Origin of the sequence: Streptomyces sp. NPDC002573, assembly GCF_042889625.1 — a bacterium.
In the GTDB taxonomy this organism is placed as follows: Bacteria; Actinomycetota; Actinomycetes; order Streptomycetales; family Streptomycetaceae; genus Streptomyces; species Streptomyces gibsoniae.
In genome coordinates, this window is the sequence record NZ_JBIARC010000020.1 from 38,488 (window position 1) to 54,883 (window position 16,396).

The 16,396-nt window shown below is 70.5% G+C and carries 11 protein-coding genes and 4 tRNA genes; 7 read left to right on the plus strand and 8 right to left on the minus strand.

Annotation, left to right across the window (positions count from 1 at the left end; all coding sequences use genetic code 11):
• Nucleotides 1–12: 12 nt before the first annotated feature.
• From ACFYX0_RS20185 to ACFYX0_RS20220, 8 genes are all read right to left on the minus strand, one after another.
• A complete protein-coding gene (locus ACFYX0_RS20185) occupies nt 13–1,206 on the minus strand; it encodes a PP2C family protein-serine/threonine phosphatase (RefSeq protein WP_388971884.1) in 1,194 nt (397 codons plus the stop codon).
• A 77-nt stretch (nt 1,207–1,283) separates the two neighbouring features.
• Complete coding sequence (locus tag ACFYX0_RS20190; protein ID WP_388971886.1) at nt 1,284–1,784, minus strand: DUF5994 family protein; 501 nt, start codon at nt 1,782–1,784, stop codon at nt 1,284–1,286.
• A 104-nt stretch (nt 1,785–1,888) separates the two neighbouring features.
• On the minus strand, nt 1,889–2,845 hold the full coding sequence (locus ACFYX0_RS20195; RefSeq protein ID WP_388971888.1) for an STAS domain-containing protein: 957 nt from the start codon (nt 2,843–2,845) through the stop codon (nt 1,889–1,891).
• Nucleotides 2,846–3,325: 480 nt separating this feature from the next.
• A tRNA-Lys gene (locus ACFYX0_RS20200) sits at nt 3,326–3,398 on the minus strand.
• A gap of 99 nt (nt 3,399–3,497) precedes the next feature.
• Nucleotides 3,498–5,033, minus strand: coding sequence for an amino acid permease (locus tag ACFYX0_RS20205; RefSeq protein WP_388971890.1), 1,536 nt, complete (start codon nt 5,031–5,033; stop codon nt 3,498–3,500).
• Nucleotides 5,034–5,212: 179 nt separating this feature from the next.
• Nucleotides 5,213–7,453, minus strand: a complete 2,241-nt coding sequence (locus ACFYX0_RS20210; protein WP_388971892.1) for a DEAD/DEAH box helicase — start codon at nt 7,451–7,453, stop codon at nt 5,213–5,215.
• Between the two features lie 252 nt (nt 7,454–7,705).
• Nucleotides 7,706–8,227, minus strand: a complete 522-nt coding sequence (locus ACFYX0_RS20215) for a hypothetical protein (protein ID WP_388971894.1) — start codon at nt 8,225–8,227, stop codon at nt 7,706–7,708.
• A 229-nt stretch (nt 8,228–8,456) separates the two neighbouring features.
• Nucleotides 8,457–8,807 (minus strand): metallopeptidase family protein, encoded by a 351-nt coding sequence (locus ACFYX0_RS20220; RefSeq protein ID WP_311695876.1) that lies wholly within the window; start codon nt 8,805–8,807, stop codon nt 8,457–8,459.
• A gap of 85 nt (nt 8,808–8,892) precedes the next feature.
• On the opposite strand from ACFYX0_RS20220, the gene ACFYX0_RS20225 reads away from it, so the two are divergent.
• From ACFYX0_RS20225 to hrpA, 7 genes are all read left to right on the plus strand, one after another.
• On the plus strand, nt 8,893–10,569 hold the full coding sequence (locus ACFYX0_RS20225; protein WP_388971896.1) for a metallophosphoesterase: 1,677 nt from the start codon (nt 8,893–8,895) through the stop codon (nt 10,567–10,569).
• A gap of 80 nt (nt 10,570–10,649) precedes the next feature.
• Nucleotides 10,650–10,722: transfer RNA gene (locus tag ACFYX0_RS20230), tRNA-Glu, on the plus strand.
• 37 nt (nt 10,723–10,759) lie between these two features.
• A tRNA-Asp gene (locus tag ACFYX0_RS20235) sits at nt 10,760–10,834 on the plus strand.
• A gap of 24 nt (nt 10,835–10,858) precedes the next feature.
• A tRNA-Phe gene (locus ACFYX0_RS20240) sits at nt 10,859–10,932 on the plus strand.
• 267 nt (nt 10,933–11,199) lie between these two features.
• A complete protein-coding gene (locus ACFYX0_RS20245) occupies nt 11,200–11,343 on the plus strand; it encodes a hypothetical protein (protein WP_388971898.1) in 144 nt (47 codons plus the stop codon).
• Between the two features lie 477 nt (nt 11,344–11,820).
• Nucleotides 11,821–12,237 carry a hypothetical protein gene (locus ACFYX0_RS20250; protein WP_388971900.1) on the plus strand — a complete coding sequence of 139 codons (417 nt, stop codon included), beginning with the start codon at nt 11,821–11,823 and terminating at the stop codon, nt 12,235–12,237.
• Nucleotides 12,238–12,315: 78 nt separating this feature from the next.
• Nucleotides 12,316–16,344 (plus strand): ATP-dependent RNA helicase HrpA, encoded by a 4,029-nt coding sequence (hrpA, locus tag ACFYX0_RS20255; RefSeq protein WP_388971902.1) that lies wholly within the window; start codon nt 12,316–12,318, stop codon nt 16,342–16,344.
• The last annotated feature ends 52 nt before the right edge of the window (nt 16,345–16,396 follow it).

Sequence of the window (16,396 nt, forward strand, 5' to 3'; positions counted from 1 at the left end):
CCTGCGGTCGGGTCAGCCGCGCCACTCCACCAGGAGCAGCGTCGCATCGTCCGTGGTCTGGCCGCCCCGCGCCCGCTTGAGTGTGTGCGACAGGGCACGCGCCACCGCCCGGACCCCGCGGCCGGTTCTCTCCAGCCCGTTCACCCAGTCGATCAACTGCTCCTCCCCGAACTGCTCCTCGCCCGCCGCGTGCTCCTCGATCAGCCCGTCGGTGAAGCACAGGACGCGGTCTCCCCGTTCCAACCCCAGCGCACTTACCTCCGGCTCCGCACCGCCAAGGCCCACGGGGAGAGTCGTCGGGCCGACCAGTCGGCGCGTGACACGGTGGTCGCGGACGAGTATCGGTGCGGGGTGTCCGGCGTTGACCCACTGCAGGTGGCCCGTCGTCGTGTCCAGCCGCATCATCTGCGCGGTGACGAAGTGGTCGGCGCCGAACTGCTTCGCCACGGCGTCGTCCATGAAGGCGTAGATCTCCGTCAGGCCGGTGCTCAGGCGGCGGGCGTAGCGGTACGCGCCGATGGCCACGGTGGCCATCGTGGCCGCGCCGAGTCCGTGACCCATCGCGTCGATCATGGCCAGGTGGAGGACGTCACCGTTGAGCGCGTAGTCGAAGCTGTCCCCCGCCACGTCGTACGCGGGCTCCAGGACTCCGGCCAGGGCGACGCGCGGCATGATCATGGCCAGGGGCGGCAGCAGCGCCCACTGGATCTCGGCGGCCACGCTCATCGGTTCACGGCGTCGGGTACGGAAGAATAGGTCGGAATATCCGTGCTTGGTCACCAGCAGGTCGGCCACCAGAGCGGAGAGCCGGCGCAGCATGCGGCGGTCGTCGTCGTCGACCCGGTCCAGCGTCACGGCCATGACGCCCACCTGGTCGCCGCCGTCGAGCAGCGGCAGGTGGACACGTACGCCGTCGCCCTCGGGCAGTTCGACGGGCAGCGCACCGAGAAAGCAGCGGCCCGCGGCGGAATCGTCGATCACCTGGGGGTCCCCGCCCGCGAGGCCCTCACCGGGCAGGGGTACGAGCAGCAGCTGGCCGTAGTCCTGCAGCAGGATCTGCGGACGGCGGCCCCCCAGCCGCTCCATCATGTCGGCGACCAGTGGGCCGACGAGGTGGGGCGGAAGCTCGTGTGCGCGATCGAGAACCGTCCCGAGGAGCGCTTCCCCGAAGCTCTCGGAGCGGTCCGCGCGCGGTTCGGCCGTCATCCGCTCACCCGACGTGATCCACGCGGACACGGGCGGCGGCGGTGGCCGACGAAAGAGCTGCCGGTCCCATCAGTCCATCATGGGCCGTTCCGCTGCCTGCCGCTCTCCTGGCCGAGGCCGTCCTCGACACGGGCGAGGATGCGCTGAGCCGACTGCGTGTTCCAGGGATCGGCGGCGGCCGTCAGGAGCCGACCGGCCGTTCCCGTCGGCTCGTCGGGCGGGATGACCAGCAGCTCCCAGCGCCCCACGGTGCCGCACTCCAGGGTGATGGCATGCGCTTCGTCGGCGGCCTCGCTCAGGAGGACCTCGATCACGTGGTCGGGCGCCGACACCGTTCCCGGGGCGTCGGGCCACGCGGCAGTCCCCGCCGTGACGCGGGTGACCGTACCGTGGCCGGGGTCCAACGAGCCCACGAGGGCGGGCAACTCCAGCTCCAGGACGTCACAGCGCGGCCACCATGCTCCGTCGAGCGGGCCGTGGCTGGATTCCGGGGTGAGGCTCAACCGCGCCAGCGGCATCCGGTACGTGTGCTCGTCATCCGGTGGCAAACCTTCGGCGGGCGATGTGAGGGAGTCCATCGTGCGATCCCGTCCCGGGCAGTGAAGGCGCTGCCCTCGTTCGTCACTCGCCGGGAACGGCGCCGCCAGATCGTGCGCCCGATATGCTCTCGGTGTCTCCCAGGCTACGCCCGGCCCGGGCCCAAGGCCGGAGGCGCCGGTACAGGCGCGTTCTCCGGGAAGAGGACCAGCACGCAGGGTGCGCCCAGACCGGGCAGCCCCACCATCTCTCCGCAATTTCGCCAGCCCCAGGACTCGAAGGCGGCCTGGCCGGCCTGGTCTGCCGGACGGATCAGGGCGACTCCGAGCGCGGTGTGCCGGTCGGCCAGCAGACGCTGTTGCAGACGGCGGCCGATGTCTCGGCGCTGGGCGTGATGATGCGCAACGACCTGGGTGAGGAGCAGGAACCGGGCACAGCCGGTGAGCCGCTGGACGCTCTCCTGCAACCCCCGCTCCGAGCGGGCACCGGGACCCACCGGGAATCCGAAGGCGCACCCCACCAGCACCGTCGTTTCGGCAACCAGCAACGCAAAGCCGGGCCGTCGGGCGCTGACGGCAAGCCGCCCCAAGAAGTCGCCCCGCTCCCGGTCCGCGCTCGCTGACAAGCCCGCGAGGGGTTCCACGGCCAGGTCGGCGATGTCCTCGCTCAGGTCCTCCGCCTGCCAGCGGTTCAGGCGGCGGAGACGGATCCCGTCCTTCACTACAGGTGCACTGACCAGGCCGCCGCCGCCCTGCTGCTCGTCGGCCGACGGAGACGCACCCGGCACCTCACTGAGCAGGGAGGCGGAGCCGGTGACGGCGAGAAGTCGGGTGATCTGCGCGCACGGATGGTGCAGCCGCACGAAAGCATGAGCCCGGTCTGCGTGTTGCGACGCCGTCAGGAAGACGTCCAGGCCCTGGGAGTCACAGAAGCCGACGGTGGCGAGATCGACGTCGATGCCGGTCACGCCGTCGCGCAGGCACTGCTCCAGCGCGGCCCGCAACAGGGGAGCCGTGGCGGGTCCGATCGCGCCGACGAGCGTGACGAGGGCCCGCTCTCCCCGGTCACGCCGGTGGATGTCCAGCCGCTGCACGACCGTCACGCCGCCCCTCGGCAGGGAAACGCGATAACCAGGAAGGGTCGCGGAGTTGCTGTGATCGCGGTGGCCATGATGCCGACCCGTCTCCGCACCGTCCGCTCGGGCGGCCCGGGTTTTCGTCTCTCGCCGAGGACGACCCGACAGGAGAGTCGGAGTGCGTGACGCCCTCGGTACTTTCACCGTACGTCGCCGGCAACCGGAAATGTGGCGCCGGACAGACTCATCCGAGCCGAGCACACCGCCTGCCGAACGGGCCCATGGAGACATCCGCGGCAGACGGCCCACTCGTGGGGCACTCTGCTGGACCCCATACCTACGGGGTATCCACCGCCGCCGGGCCCAAGCACGTTCCGCAGGCCACGGGCACATCCGCTCACGCGTCGCTCACGCACGGGCCTGAAAACGAAGCAGCGCCCGAGCCGACCGAAGCCGACTCAGGCGCTGCGTAGCAGGTCGGAGGCCATATCCCCCGCCTACCAGCCGTAGGCCCTGTGGGACTCGAACCCACAACCAATGGATTAAAAGTCCACTGCTCTGCCAATTGAGCTAAGGGCCCGGGCGGTGTTGCCTCCCCGAGCATAGCCGGACGAGGCCGTCTCGTAGATCGGGTATCGGGGAGGCGGGCCGGAAGTGGGCCGTGCGGGTGCCGGAAGGGCTACGGATCGACCGGTTCGGGGGAGCCGGCGCGGGCGGCCTCGCGGGCGAGGGTGCGCTCGTGCTGGGGGTTGAGGAACCAGTGCCGGGCCGAGGCCAGCCACCAGGTCGCGGCGAAGCCGAGGACGACGAGGACGGCGACCGGCGCGTAGTTGAACGTCTCCCAGGTGACCGGGGAGACCTGCGGGAGCATGAAGAGCACCGTGATGATCCCGACCCACACCACCGACACCACCCCGATCGCCTGCGACCAGCGGCCCAGATGCCAGGGCCCGCGCTCGAAGGAGTCACCCCTGCGCACCCGCAGCAGGGTCGGGATGACGTAGGCGATGTAGAGGCCGATCACTGCGATCGAGGTGACCGCCGCGTACGCCGCGACGTTGATCAGGTACGGCAGCCCCAGGACCAGCGCCCCGAGCGCCGCCAGCCACACCGCCGCCACCGGGGTGCGGGTGCGCGGGCTGACCGTGTGCCACACCCGCGAGAGGGGCAGCGCGCCGTCGCGCGAAAAGGCGTAGATCATACGGCTGTTGGCCGTCACCGAGGCCATCCCGCAGAACAGCTGCGCGCCGATCACCACGAGCAGCAGCAGCTTGCCGGTGGTCGCGCCGAGGGCGTCCAGCAGGATCTGGGCAGGCGGCGCGCCGGTCGGGGACATGCGCTCCTTGTCGTAGGACTGGATGGCGAAGGTGAAGCCCAGCAGCAGGACGAAGCCGGCCACCCAGGACGTCCAGATGGAGCGGACGATGCCCTTCGGGCCGGCCGTGGAGGCGTTGTGCGTCTCCTCCGTCATATGGGCGGAGGCGTCGTAGCCGGTGAAGGTGTACTGGGCCATCAGCAGGCCCAGCAGGACGACGTAGCCGCTGCTGCTCCAGCCCGTGTTGTTCACGAACCGCGTGAACACGAAGGACGCCGACTGGTGGCGGTCCGGCACGAACGCCAGCGCGCCGACGATCACTGCGACCCCCAGCACGTGCCACCACACGCTGACGCTGTTGAGCAGGGCGACGATACGCACGCCGAAGGTGTTCAGCAGGCCGTGCAGAACCAGGATCGCCGCGAAGAGCAGGACCGTACGGCCGGGCGTGACCTCGAAGGCGAACTGGAGATTGAGGTAGGCGCCGAGGAAGGACGCGGCACCGAAGTCGATGCCCGCCGTCACCGCCACCTGGCCCAGCACGTTGAACCAGCCCGTGAACCAGGCCCAGGCGGCGGCCGAGCGGCGCGGCGCGAGCCGGTGGGCCCAGAAGTACAGGCCCGCGGAGGTCGGGTAGGCCGAGCAGATCTCGGCCATCGACAGGCCGACGAACAGGGTCATCAGTCCTACGGCCACCCATCCCCAGGTGATCACGGCGGGGCCGCCGGTGTTCATGCCGAAGAGATAGAGCGTCAGACAGCCGGAGAGGACGGAGATGATCGTGAAGGAGACCGCGTAGTTGGAGAACGCCGACATCCGCCGGGCGAGCACCTGGGTGTAACCGAGCTGGGCCAGCCGCTCTTCGTCGGACGGCCCTGTCGGTCGTACGTCATTTGTCATGCACCCAGCGTTTCCCCGGACGAGGGCATGACATGCGCCACAGGCTCGGTGCTGTGGCCAAGAATCGCCGTCGGGACGTACGGGAACGGCCCGGGGATCGTGGACGCGGAACGCGGGAAGCGCCGTGCCCCCGCCCGGATCGGGGCGGGGGCACGGCGCTCAGGTTGCCTGTGTCGGCGTCAGCCGTTGCGCTTCCAGCGCGGCTTGTCGTCACGACGGCCGAAGCTGCCCGTGCCGCGGTGGTCGTCACGACGGCCGAACGGGCGGTCGTGGCCGCCGGAGCGGAAGCCGGGGCGGTCGCCCTGGCGGTCACGGTTGAACGGGCGGTCGCTGCCACGGTGTCCACCGCGCTCGTCGCGACGGTCGAACGAACGGCGCTCGCCACCGTCCCGGCGGAAACCGCCACGGTCGTCACGGCGCTCGAAGGAACGGCCGCCACGGTCGTCACGGCCACCCCGGTCGTCACGGCCGCCACGGTCGTCACGGCGGTCACGGTCGAAGGGGCGACGGTCACGGTCGCCGTCCCGACGGAAGCCACCGCGGTCGTCACGGCGCTCGAAGGAACGGCCGCCACGGTCACCGTCACGACGGTCGAAACCACGGTCCCGGTCGCGGTCGCGGTTGAAGCCGCCACGGTCGTCACGGCGGTCACGGTCGAAGGGGCGACGGTCACGGTCGCCGTCCCGACGGAAGCCACCGCGGTCGTCACGGCGCTCGAAGGAACGGCCGCCACGGTCACCGTCACGACGGTCGAAACCACGGTCCCGGTCGCGGTCGCGGTTGAAGCCGCCACGGTCGTCACGGCGGTCACGGTCGAAGCCGCCCCGCTCGTCACGACGGTCACGGCGCTCGTACGACGAGCCCGCCGGACGCTCCGTGCGCTCGCCCTGCTGGACCCGCTCGACGTCCTGGGCGGTCGGCTGCTCCGGCACGGAGACCTCGGCGGTCTGCGCCTCGACGGCCTCCGACGCCTCGGCGGAGACGGTGTCCTGCCGGTCCGCCGCGGCGGCGGCCACCGCCGCCGCCGGGTCCTCGCCGCGCTCACGGGCGGCCCGGGCGACCAGTCGGTCGGCCTCCTCGCGCAGCTCGGCCGCGCGCCGCGTGGCACGTTCCAGCTGCTTGGTGAGGTGGGTGACTTCATGCTCGGCCTGCTGCGCCGCGTTCCCGGCCGACTCGGCCTGGACCTCGGTCATCGAGCGGGCGCCGGTGATCTCGGCGACCTCGGGGTCGAACGCGTCCCCGCCCTGGATGATGTGGCGCGAGGCGTCGACGCCCGCGTCCTCCATCAGCCGGAAGATCTGGCGCCGCTGGTGCGGCAGGGAGAGGGAGACCACCGTGCCGGTGCGTCCGGCACGCGCCGTACGGCCGGCGCGGTGCAGGTAGTCCTTGTGGTCCCCGGCCGGGTCCACGTTGAGCACGAGGTCGATGCCGTCGACGTGGATGCCGCGGGCCGCGACGTCCGTGGCGACGAGCACGTTGACGTACCCGTCCTTGAAGTCGGCCAGCGTCCGGGTGCGCGCGCCCTGGGTCATGCCGCCGTGCAGCGCGTCCGCCTTCGCACCGGCGTCGCGCAGCTGCTCGGCCACGCGGTCGGCGCCGAGCTGCGTGCGCACGAAGATGATGGTCCGGCCCTTGCGGGAGGCGATCGCGGCGGTGACCGGGGCCTTGTCCTTGGGCTTCACGATCAGGATGTGGTGCGACATCGTCGTCACGGCGCCCTGGGCGGCGTCGACCTCGTGGCTCACCGGGTCGGCGAGGTAGCGGTCGACGAGCGTCTGGATCTCGTTCTCCATGGTGGCGGAGAAGAGCATGCGCTGGCCGCCGGCCGGCACCTGGTCGAGCAGCTCGGTGACCTCGGGCAGGAAGCCCAGGTCGGACATCTGGTCGGCCTCGTCGAGCACGGTGATCTGCACGTCCTCGAGGGAGCAGGCACCGCGGTTGATGATGTCGCGCAGCCGGCCCGGGGTGGCGACCAGGATGTCTACGCCCCGCTCCAGGGCGTAGATCTGGTTGCCCATGGAGGTGCCGCCGCAGACGACCTTCATCTTCAGGCCGAGGACGTCGCCGTAGGGCTGGAGCGCGTCGGCCACCTGCATGGCCAGCTCACGCGTCGGGGTGAGGATGACCGCCCGCGGCTTCTTCTTCTCGGTGTGCCCCCCGGCCAGGGTGGCGAGCGTCGGCAGACCGAAGGACAGCGTCTTGCCGGAGCCCGTGCGGCCACGGCCGAGGATGTCCTTGCCGACCAGGGCGTCCGGGATGGTCGCGGCCTGGATCGGGAAGGGGACGGTGACGCCGTTCTGCGCGAGCTTGCGGACGACGCCCTCGGGGAGACCGAGATCCGCGAAGGTGATCTCGGGAGTGGTGTCCTTGTCCTCGGTCTCCTCGGACAGGACGACGTGCTCAGTGGTGGAAACAGACATGCGAAATGCGAACCTTCCGGAGTTCACGGCACGCGCCCAAACATCCGTGAAGTCGCATTCGACCGCCTCGATGCGGTCCGGCCACGGCAGGGGAGAGTACGCGCCACACGCGGCGCGTCTTTTAAGGCGCCGGGCAAATGGGATCAAACGATCTACCACCATACGCACCCGCACCCACCGAGTGCAAACCAAATCCCTCCCACCCCGGGTGACCCTCACCACATCGGCCGTCCGGGCGGACGCGAGCCCCGGTCAGACCCGCGCCGCCCCGGCATCGAGGGCCCGTTCACGGACCAGCAGCTGGGCGGACTGCTGCGCCGAGGAGGAGGGATCCACGGTCGACGGAGTCGGTGACGGCGGATTGGGCTCGCTGGTCGGCGACGGCTCCACACTGAGGGTGGGGGTGGGCACTCCGCCCGGCGGGCCGGACGGCGCCGCGCCCCCGCCGCCGGGGCCCGTCGACTGCCCGCCGCTCGGCTTGGGATCCTTGGCCCCGACGCCGCGCCCCGACGCCGATGCGGAGGGCGAGCCGGAGGCGTCCTTGCCGGACTTCTCCGACTTCGACGCACCGCCCTTGGTCGCCGCGCCGCCCAGATCCCCGCCGCGGCCCTTGCCCCACGCCGACCCCCCGTCCGGGGCGCCCGCGCCGTGGCGGCCCGCCGAGTGCGACGGCGTAGGGCTCCCCGCGTCGTCGCCCACGCTCACACAGCCGGCGGCCGCGGTGATGGCGATCGCCGTGGCGGCCAGACGGACGGATACGTAACAGGCGCGCACGGGCAGCCACCTCCGGGCGGAGAGAGAAGTCCCCCTGCCCAACTCCCGTCACCCGCAAGAGGACACGCGCCGCGCGCGGAGAGCGTCACACGTCACAGCGAAGCGAGGCGAGAGAGGCACGAACGGGACCGCATACCGGCCGCATCCGGGCATTCCACCGCGACCCGCGCCCCGCACTCACGCGGGCGTACCCCCTGCCTCAGCCGCACCCCTCGGGCGCGCCCCCGGCTCAGCCGTACCCCAGCGCATGCAACCGGGCGTCGCCGATCCCGAAGTGGTGCGCGATCTCGTGCACCACCGTCACCTCGGTCTCCGCGACCACGTCCTCCCGCGTCTCGCACATCCGCAGGGTCGGTCCGCGGTAGATCGTGATCCGGTCCGGCAGCACGCCCGCGTACCACTCCCCGCGGTCGGTCAGCGGAGTGCCCTCGTACAGCCCGAGCAGCTCGGGATCGTCGGCCGGCGGCTCGTCCTCGACGAACACCGCCACGTTGTCCATCAGCCGCGTCAGCTCGGGCGGGATACGGTCGAGCGCCTCGGCGACCAGCTCCTCGAACTCCTCGCGCGTCATCTCCAGCACAGGGCCATTGTCCGGTACGACACCCTCGGAGGTGAGGCGTCGAACGCCCCGCATATCGACCCGGCGATCTGGGCATACGGCACCAATGGTCCGAGTCCGTCTCGTCCCCCGTGTGCCCGCCACCGTCCGGAACCGCATACGAAGGGCACCCGGCACCCTCGCCAGGTACTACCGCTCGCTCCGCCCCCACCCCGCCGCCGAACTCGTCCCCCAGCCGCACCCCTGGCTCCGGGCGCTGGGCATGGTCGCCGTCGTCCTCCTCGGCACCTGGCTCGGCCTGCTGGTCGTGGGCGACGTACGGGTACCGGTCGGGCCCGTGAACACCACCATGACCCTGCGTCCCTCGCTGGTCGGCGGCACGAAGATCAATATCTCTCCGCTCGGCGCGCTGCGGCTGGACAGCCACGAGGCCCCCGTCCGTCTCGACGTCAACGTCGACCAGCTCGACCCGGTCCGCGCGCAGGCCCTCGTCGACCACCCGGAGCGGATCTCGGGGCTCCAGCAGGAGATCACCCAGGATGTCGAGCACGGGACGCTGGACCTGGCCGTCCGCTCCTGTGTGGCGGTGGTCGCCGGCGCCGGCGCGCTGGGCCTGGTCGTCTACCGCCGCCCCCGCCGGGCCCTGGCGGCCGGCGGTCTGGCGCTCACGCTGCTCGCCGCCTCGGGCGCGACGGCGTACGCCACCTGGAACCCCAAGTCGGTGCTCGAACCGAAGTTCTCCGGTCTGCTCTCCTCGGCGCCCTCCCTGGTCGGCAACGCCCGGAGCATCGTCACGGAATTCGACGTCTACCAGAAGGAGTTGGCCCGCCTGGTGACGAACGTGACCAAGCTGTACGACGTCACCTCGACCCTCCCGGCGTACGAGCCCGACCCGACGACCATCCGGGTCCTGCACGTCTCCGACATCCACCTCAACCCGGCGAGCTGGAAGATCATCGCGTCCCTGGTGCGGCAGTACGACGTGAACGTGATCGTCGACTCGGGCGACACCATGGACCACGGCTCGGCGGCGGAGAACGGCTTCCTGGACCCGATCGCGGATCTGGGCGCCCCGTACGTCTGGGTCCGGGGCAACCACGACTCGCGCACCACCCAGCACTACCTGGAGCACATGAAGAACGTGCACGTCCTGGACGACGGCAGGGCGATCTCGGTCGCGGGCGTGCGCTTCGCGGGGATCGGCGACCCGCAGTTCACCCCCGACCGGTCCGTGGAGCCGGGCGGTGACCGCGCCGAGGAGCTGGCGGGCGCGCGCCTGGCCTCCGCCCTGCGCGACCAGAAGGCCGCAGGGACGCCGGTCGACGTGGCGATCACCCATGAGCCCACGGCCGCCCGGCAGACGGACAGCGAGGTGCCCATGGTCCTGGCCGGCCATCTGCACCACGAGGGGATGGAGATCATGCGGTACGGCACCCGGCTGCGTATCGAGGGCTCCACGGGCGGCAGCGGGCTGCGCGCGGTCGAGCATCAGTACCCGGCGCCCATCGAGGCCTCGATCCTCTATCTGGACCGCGACACCCGCCACCTCCAGGCGTGGGACGAGATCAGGCTCGGCGGCCTGGGGGAGACGACGGCGGAGGTGACCCGCCACCTGGCCAAGGAGAACGCGCCGGGCGCCGCCCCGTCCCCCGGCACGGCCACCCCGGAAACCTCACCCGCAGACCGCTCCAGCCCCGCTCCCAGCCGCTCCGGCACCGCCCCGAGCCGCTCCTCCGCGGGCCCGAACCGCTCCGGCGCGCGACTGTCGCCGAGCGCCCCCTAAACCGTTTTGGCGAACCCTCGCCCGATCCCATATGCTTCTCACGTCCCCGACGCGCTGAGAAGCGCCCAGGCGGGCCGATAGCCCTCATCGTCTAGCGGCCTAGGACGCCGCCCTTTCAAGGCGGTAGCACGGGTTCGAATCCCGTTGGGGGCACGCAACACCGTGTGCGACACTGTCGTACACAAAGCTTGGTCCTGTGGAGCAGTTTGGAGTGCTCGCCACCCTGTCAAGGTGGAGGCCGCGGGTTCAAATCCCGTCAGGACCGCTGAGGTTTCACGTGAAACCTCGTGGCTGGGTAGCTCAGTTGGTACGAGCGTCCGCCTGAAAAGCGGAAGGTCGCCGGTTCGACCCCGGCCCCAGCCACAACCGCCCTATCTGGGCAAACACCCCCTCCGGGTCTTCCGGATGGGGTGTTTTCATGTCGGGTACGCCAACCGGTACGCCAACGGGTTTCAGGAGAGGGTGCCCCGGCCGCACCGGCGCCCGCACCTGCTCGTCGCTGCATTACGGTGCGGCGGCGCGGGGCTGCGTGATCTGATCGGTGAGCTGCTCCATCTGTGAGCCGGCCGACGGACCACCCCCCAGATGTGCCCGGCACCCCGCGCGGCCGCACACCCCAAGGAATCGCGTATGAGCGACCTGTCAGCCCGGACCGACCACAGCAGTGCCCCGGACGCCCTGCGCAGCGTGTACCTGCGGCTGGTCGCCGAGGAATCGATACCCGAGGAAGCACGAGGGCAGTTCAGCTATCTGCAATGGGTGCAGATCCTTTGAGGGGCCGTCCCACGTCGCTGGCCTGCTGCGCTGAAGAAACGGCCTGCTCGTGGACCTTGGAACCCTGATTGGATCTGCACCCATCTGCAATCGTTCGCCCCGGACCTCCTGGCGGGCATCGCCCTCGACACCCCTGACAACGTCCGCGTCCTCAGTGACCGCGACGTGGCCCTCGTCGAGTGGGACACCCTCGCGGCCGCAGCGCGTACCAACTTTTGGAACGCGGGGAACAGCACGACCGGTGTCCTGCCCGGCGGGGCCGCGCGGCCGGTGCCCGCATGGACGGTGCCGGGGAACGCGGTCAGTACGACCAGGGCTGCGAGCACGCCCCGCAGCCAGGCCACTCCGCGCATCCGACACCGTCCCGTCGCTGTCATCGGTCACCGAGGGTGGTGAGCCGTCACACCAGTGTGACCTCCGGTGCGGTCGGCCGCGACGGATGCGGGACGACGCCGAAGAGGCGTGGCGATGCTTGGCATGTTCCCGCTCAGGCGCTACGTTCTGGCCGTCGACGCAGCCGTGCGGGTGGGGGAGATCATGGGCGCTGGCCAGGCCAAGGCCATGGGGGAAGTCGAGCTGGAGAAGGACCGGGCTCGCTACGGTCTGCTCGCGGTCATCATCAGCAATCTCGCGATCGCCGGAGTCGCGATCTTCGGGGTGTGGCGCCTGGACGGCGACAAGTCCGTGATCGTCGGCGTCCTGACCGCGGCCTTCACCGCCGTCAGCAGCATGACCACCGCGTATCTGGGCATCAAGGCTGTCTCCAACACTGCCAGGTCCATGGCCCAGGAGCGAACGGCCCACCCCCCGGCCGCCCCGGCGGCACCGAGCGCGCCGCACACCCCCGCCGTCCCCGCACCGACCGCACCGGCCTCCCCCGCAGCGTCCGACTGAGCGTCCTCATCCCCCGGCGAATCGCCGGACGCAAATCGTTAGCCATGAATTTCGCCAAGGTGAGATCCTGGACGGCGTATGTCTACGCATCCCGCCCCCGCCCTCGGCGCCCTCGCCCCCCGTCTGGCCCAGCTGTCCCTGCGCGACGCGCACCGTCTCGGGCGCAGGCTCGAGGGCGCGCGCAAGATCCGTAAGCCGGAGGCCCGGGCCGCCGTGCTCACCGAGATCGAGGCGGAGGTCGCCAAGGCCGAGGACCGGATGGCCGGGCGCGCCGCCCGTGTCCCCGCCGTCACCTACCCCGAGCAGCTGCCGGTCAGCCAGAAGAAGGACGAGATCGCCGCGGCCATACGCGACCACCAGGTCGTGATCGTCGCCGGCGAGACCGGCTCCGGAAAGACCACCCAGATCCCCAAGATCTGTCTCGAACTCGGCCGGGGCGTCCGTGGCATGATCGGCCACACCCAGCCCCGCCGTATCGCCGCCCGGACGGTCGCCGAGCGGGTGGCCGAGGAACTGGACACGCCCCTCGGTGACGCGGTCGGCTGGAAGGTCCGCTTCACCGACCAGGTGAACCCGGACGCCACCTTCGTCAAGCTCATGACGGACGGCATCCTGCTCGCCGAGATCCAGACGGATCGCGAGCTGCGCGCCTACGACACGATCATCATCGACGAGGCCCACGAGCGGTCCCTCAACATCGACTTCCTGCTCGGCTACCTCGCCCAGCTCCTGCCCCGGCGCCCGGACCTCAAGGTCGTCATCACCTCGGCCACGATCGATCCCGAGCGTTTCTCCCGGCACTTCGGCGACGCGCCGATCGTCGAGGTCAGCGGTCGTACGTACCCCGTGGAGGTGCGCTACCGCCCTCTCCTCGAAGAGGACTCCGACGACGCCGACCGCGACCAGATCACCGCGATCACGGACGCCGTCGAGGAGCTGATGGGCGAGGGCCGGGGCGACATCCTGGTCTTCCTCTCCGGAGAGCGCGAGATCCGCGACACCGCGGACGCCCTCACCAAGAAGCAGTACCCCCGCGCCGGAGGCGCTGATTGGCAGAGCACGGAGATCCTGCCGCTGTACGCCCGGCTCTCCCACGCGGAGCAGCACCGGGTCTTCCAGCCGCACACGGGCCGCAGGATCGTTCTGGCCACGAACGTCGCCGAGACCTCCCTGACCGTCCCGGGCATCAAGTACGTCATCGACCCCGGCTTCGCCCGTATCTCGCGCTACAGCCACCGCACCAAGGTCCAGCGCCTGCCCATCGAGCCGGTCTCCCAGGCCAGCGCCAACCAGCGCAAGGGCCGCTGCGGCCGTACGTCGGACGGCATCTGCATCCGCCTCTACAGCGAGGAGGACTTCGAGACCCGGCCCGAGTTCACGGACGCCGAGATCCTCCGGACGAACCTGGCCTCCGTCATCCTGCAGATGACCGCGGCCGGTCTCGGCGACATCGAGAAGTTCCCCTTCATCGACCCGCCGGACCACCGCAACATCCGCGACGGCGTCCAGCTCCTCCAGGAACTGGGCGCGCTGGACGCGGAACAGAAGGACCCGCGCAAGCGCCTCACCGACACCGGCCGCAAGCTCGCCCAGCTGCCGGTCGACCCGCGCCTCGCGCGCATGGTCCTGGAGGCGGACCGGAACGGCTGTGTCCGCGAGGTCATGGTCATCGCCGCGGCGCTGTCCATCCAGGACCCGCGGGAGCGCCCCGCCGACAAGCAGGCCCAGGCCGACCAGCAGCACGCCCGGTTCAAGGACGAGACGAGCGACTTCCTCGCCTATCTCAACCTCTGGCACTACATCCGCGAGCAGCAGAAGGAGCGCGGCTCGTCGTCGTTCCGCCGGATGTGCAAGCAGGAGTACCTGAACTTCCTGCGCATCCGCGAATGGCAGGACATCTACACCCAGCTGCGCACGGTCGCCAAGCAGATGGGCATCCATCTGAACGAGCAGGACGCCCCCGCCGACCGCGTCCACATCTCGCTGCTGGCCGGTCTGCTCTCGCACATCGGGCTGAAGGACGTGAAGGAGTCCAAGGACTCCGCCCCCGGCACCCGCAGGGACGGCGGGCGCAACGAGTACATCGGCGCCCGCAACGCCAAGTTCGCGATCTTCCCCGGCTCGTCCCTGTTCAAGAAGCCGCCGCGCTTCGTGATGTCGGCCGAGCTGGTCGAGACCTCCCGGCTGTGGGCCCGGGTCAACGCGAAGATCGAGCCGGAGTGGGTCGAGCCGCTGGCCGGCCATCTGCTCAAACGGACGTACAGCGAACCGCACTGGGAGAAGGACCAGGCGGCCGTGATGGCGTACGAGAAGGTCACGCTGTACGGCGTCCCGATCGTCGCCCAGCGGAAGGTGAACTACGGGCGGATCGACCCCGAGGCGAGCCGCGAGCTGTTCATCCGCAACGCCCTGGTCGAGGGCGACTGGCGCACGCACCACAAGTTCTTCGCCGACAACCGCAGGCTTCTGACCGAGGTCGAGGAGCTGGAGCACCGCGCCCGGCGCCGGGGCATCCTGGTCGACGACGAGACGCTGTTCGACTTCTACGACCAGCGAGTGCCCGACCACGTCGTGTCCGGCGCCCACTTCGACTCCTGGTGGAAGCACAAGCGGCACGAACAGCCCGACTTCCTCGACTTCGAGCGCGAGATGCTCATCACCGAGAAGGCGGGCGCGGTCACCAAGGACGACTATCCGGACTCCTGGCGCCAGGGCCGGCTGAAGTTCCGGGTCACGTACCAGTTCGAGCCGGGCGCGGACGCGGACGGTGTGACCGTCCACATCCCGCTTCAGGTCCTCAACCAGGTCACGGACGAGGGCTTCGACTGGCAGATCCCGGGACTGCGGGAGGAACTGGTCACCGAGCTGATCCGCTCCCTGCCCAAGCCCATCCGGCGCAACTACGTCCCTGCGCCGAACTACGCGAAGGCGTTCCTGGAGAAGGTCTCGCCCCAGCAGGGGGGCGCCTCGGCACCGTCCGCCGGGGAGCCGCTGGCCACGACGATGACGCGCGAGCTGAAGCGGATGGTCGGCGTGCCCTTCGAGGCCGACGACTTCGACTGGTCCAGGGTGCCCGACCATCTGAAGATCACCTTTCGGATCGTCGATGAGCGGCGCCGCAAGCTGGCCGAGGACAAGGACCTCGAGGCGCTGAAGCTCCGGCTGAGGCCGAAGGCGCGCCAGGCCCTCTCCCAGGCCGCGGCGGCCACGGCCGAGCGGCAGGGCGGGGAGTCCCTGGAGCGCACGGGCCTGACGGACTGGACGATCGGCTCCCTCACCCGTGTCTTCGAGACCCGGCGGGCCGGTCAGCCGGTGAAGGCGTACCCGGCGCTGGTCGACGACGGGGACACGGTCTCCGTGCGCCTCTTCGACACCGAGGAGGAGCAGGCGCAGGCGATGTGGAAGGGCACCCGTCGGCTGATCCTGCGCAACATCCCCGTCAACCCGGCGAAGTTCGCCTCCGAGAAGCTGACGAACCAGCAGAAGCTCGGCCTGTCCGCGAACCCGCACGGCTCGATCCAGGCCCTGTTCGACGACTGCGCGACGGCCGCCGCGGACAAGCTGATCGGGGACTTCGGCGGGCCCGCGTGGGACGAGGAGTCGTACCGGAAGCTGTACGACAGGGTGCGGGCGGAGATCGTCGACACGACGGTCCGTACGGTCGGACAGGTGCAGCAGGTGCTGGCCGCGTGGCAGGCCTGTGAGCGCCGTCTGAAGGCCGTACGGAGCCCGGCGCTGCTGCCGAACCTGGCGGACGTACGGGCCCAGCTGGACGCCCTCGTGAAGCCCGGCTTCGTCACGGAGACGGGCATCCGGCGCCTGCCCGACCTGATGCGCTATCTGGTCGCCGCGGACCGCCGGCTGCAGCAGATGCCGACGAACGTCCAGCGGGACACGACGCGTATGGCGAAGGTCCAGGAGATGCGCGACGAGTACGCATGGCTGCTCGAACAGCTGCCGCAGGGCCGGCCGGTCCCGCAGCCGGTCCTGGACATCCGCTGGATGATCGAGGAGCTGCGTGTCAGCTACTTCGCGCACGCGCTGGGCACGGCGTACCCGGTCTCGGACAAGCGGATCGTGAAGGCGATCGACGCGGCGGCGCAGTAACGGGTCGCGTACGGACGGTGAGTTCGACCCGGGGCTCACCCTCCTGTACAGT

What these genes read in the sequence shown, in the direction of transcription:
- ACFYX0_RS20185 (WP_388971884.1), bottom strand. Translation starts at nt 1,206, where the DNA reads ATGACGGCCGAACCGCGCGCGGACCGCTCCGAGAGCTTCGGGGAAGCG.
- ACFYX0_RS20190 (WP_388971886.1), bottom strand. Translation starts at nt 1,784, where the DNA reads ATGGACTCCCTCACATCGCCCGCCGAAGGTTTGCCACCGGATGACGAG.
- ACFYX0_RS20205 (WP_388971890.1), bottom strand. Translation starts at nt 5,033, where the DNA reads ATGACAAATGACGTACGACCGACAGGGCCGTCCGACGAAGAGCGGCTG.
- ACFYX0_RS20210 (WP_388971892.1), bottom strand. Translation starts at nt 7,453, where the DNA reads ATGTCTGTTTCCACCACTGAGCACGTCGTCCTGTCCGAGGAGACCGAG.
- ACFYX0_RS20225 (WP_388971896.1), top strand. Translation starts at nt 8,893, where the DNA reads ATGGTCCGAGTCCGTCTCGTCCCCCGTGTGCCCGCCACCGTCCGGAAC.
- ACFYX0_RS20245 (WP_388971898.1), top strand. Translation starts at nt 11,200, where the DNA reads ATGAGCGACCTGTCAGCCCGGACCGACCACAGCAGTGCCCCGGACGCC.
- ACFYX0_RS20250 (WP_388971900.1), top strand. Translation starts at nt 11,821, where the DNA reads ATGTTCCCGCTCAGGCGCTACGTTCTGGCCGTCGACGCAGCCGTGCGG.
- hrpA (WP_388971902.1), top strand. Translation starts at nt 12,316, where the DNA reads ATGTCTACGCATCCCGCCCCCGCCCTCGGCGCCCTCGCCCCCCGTCTG.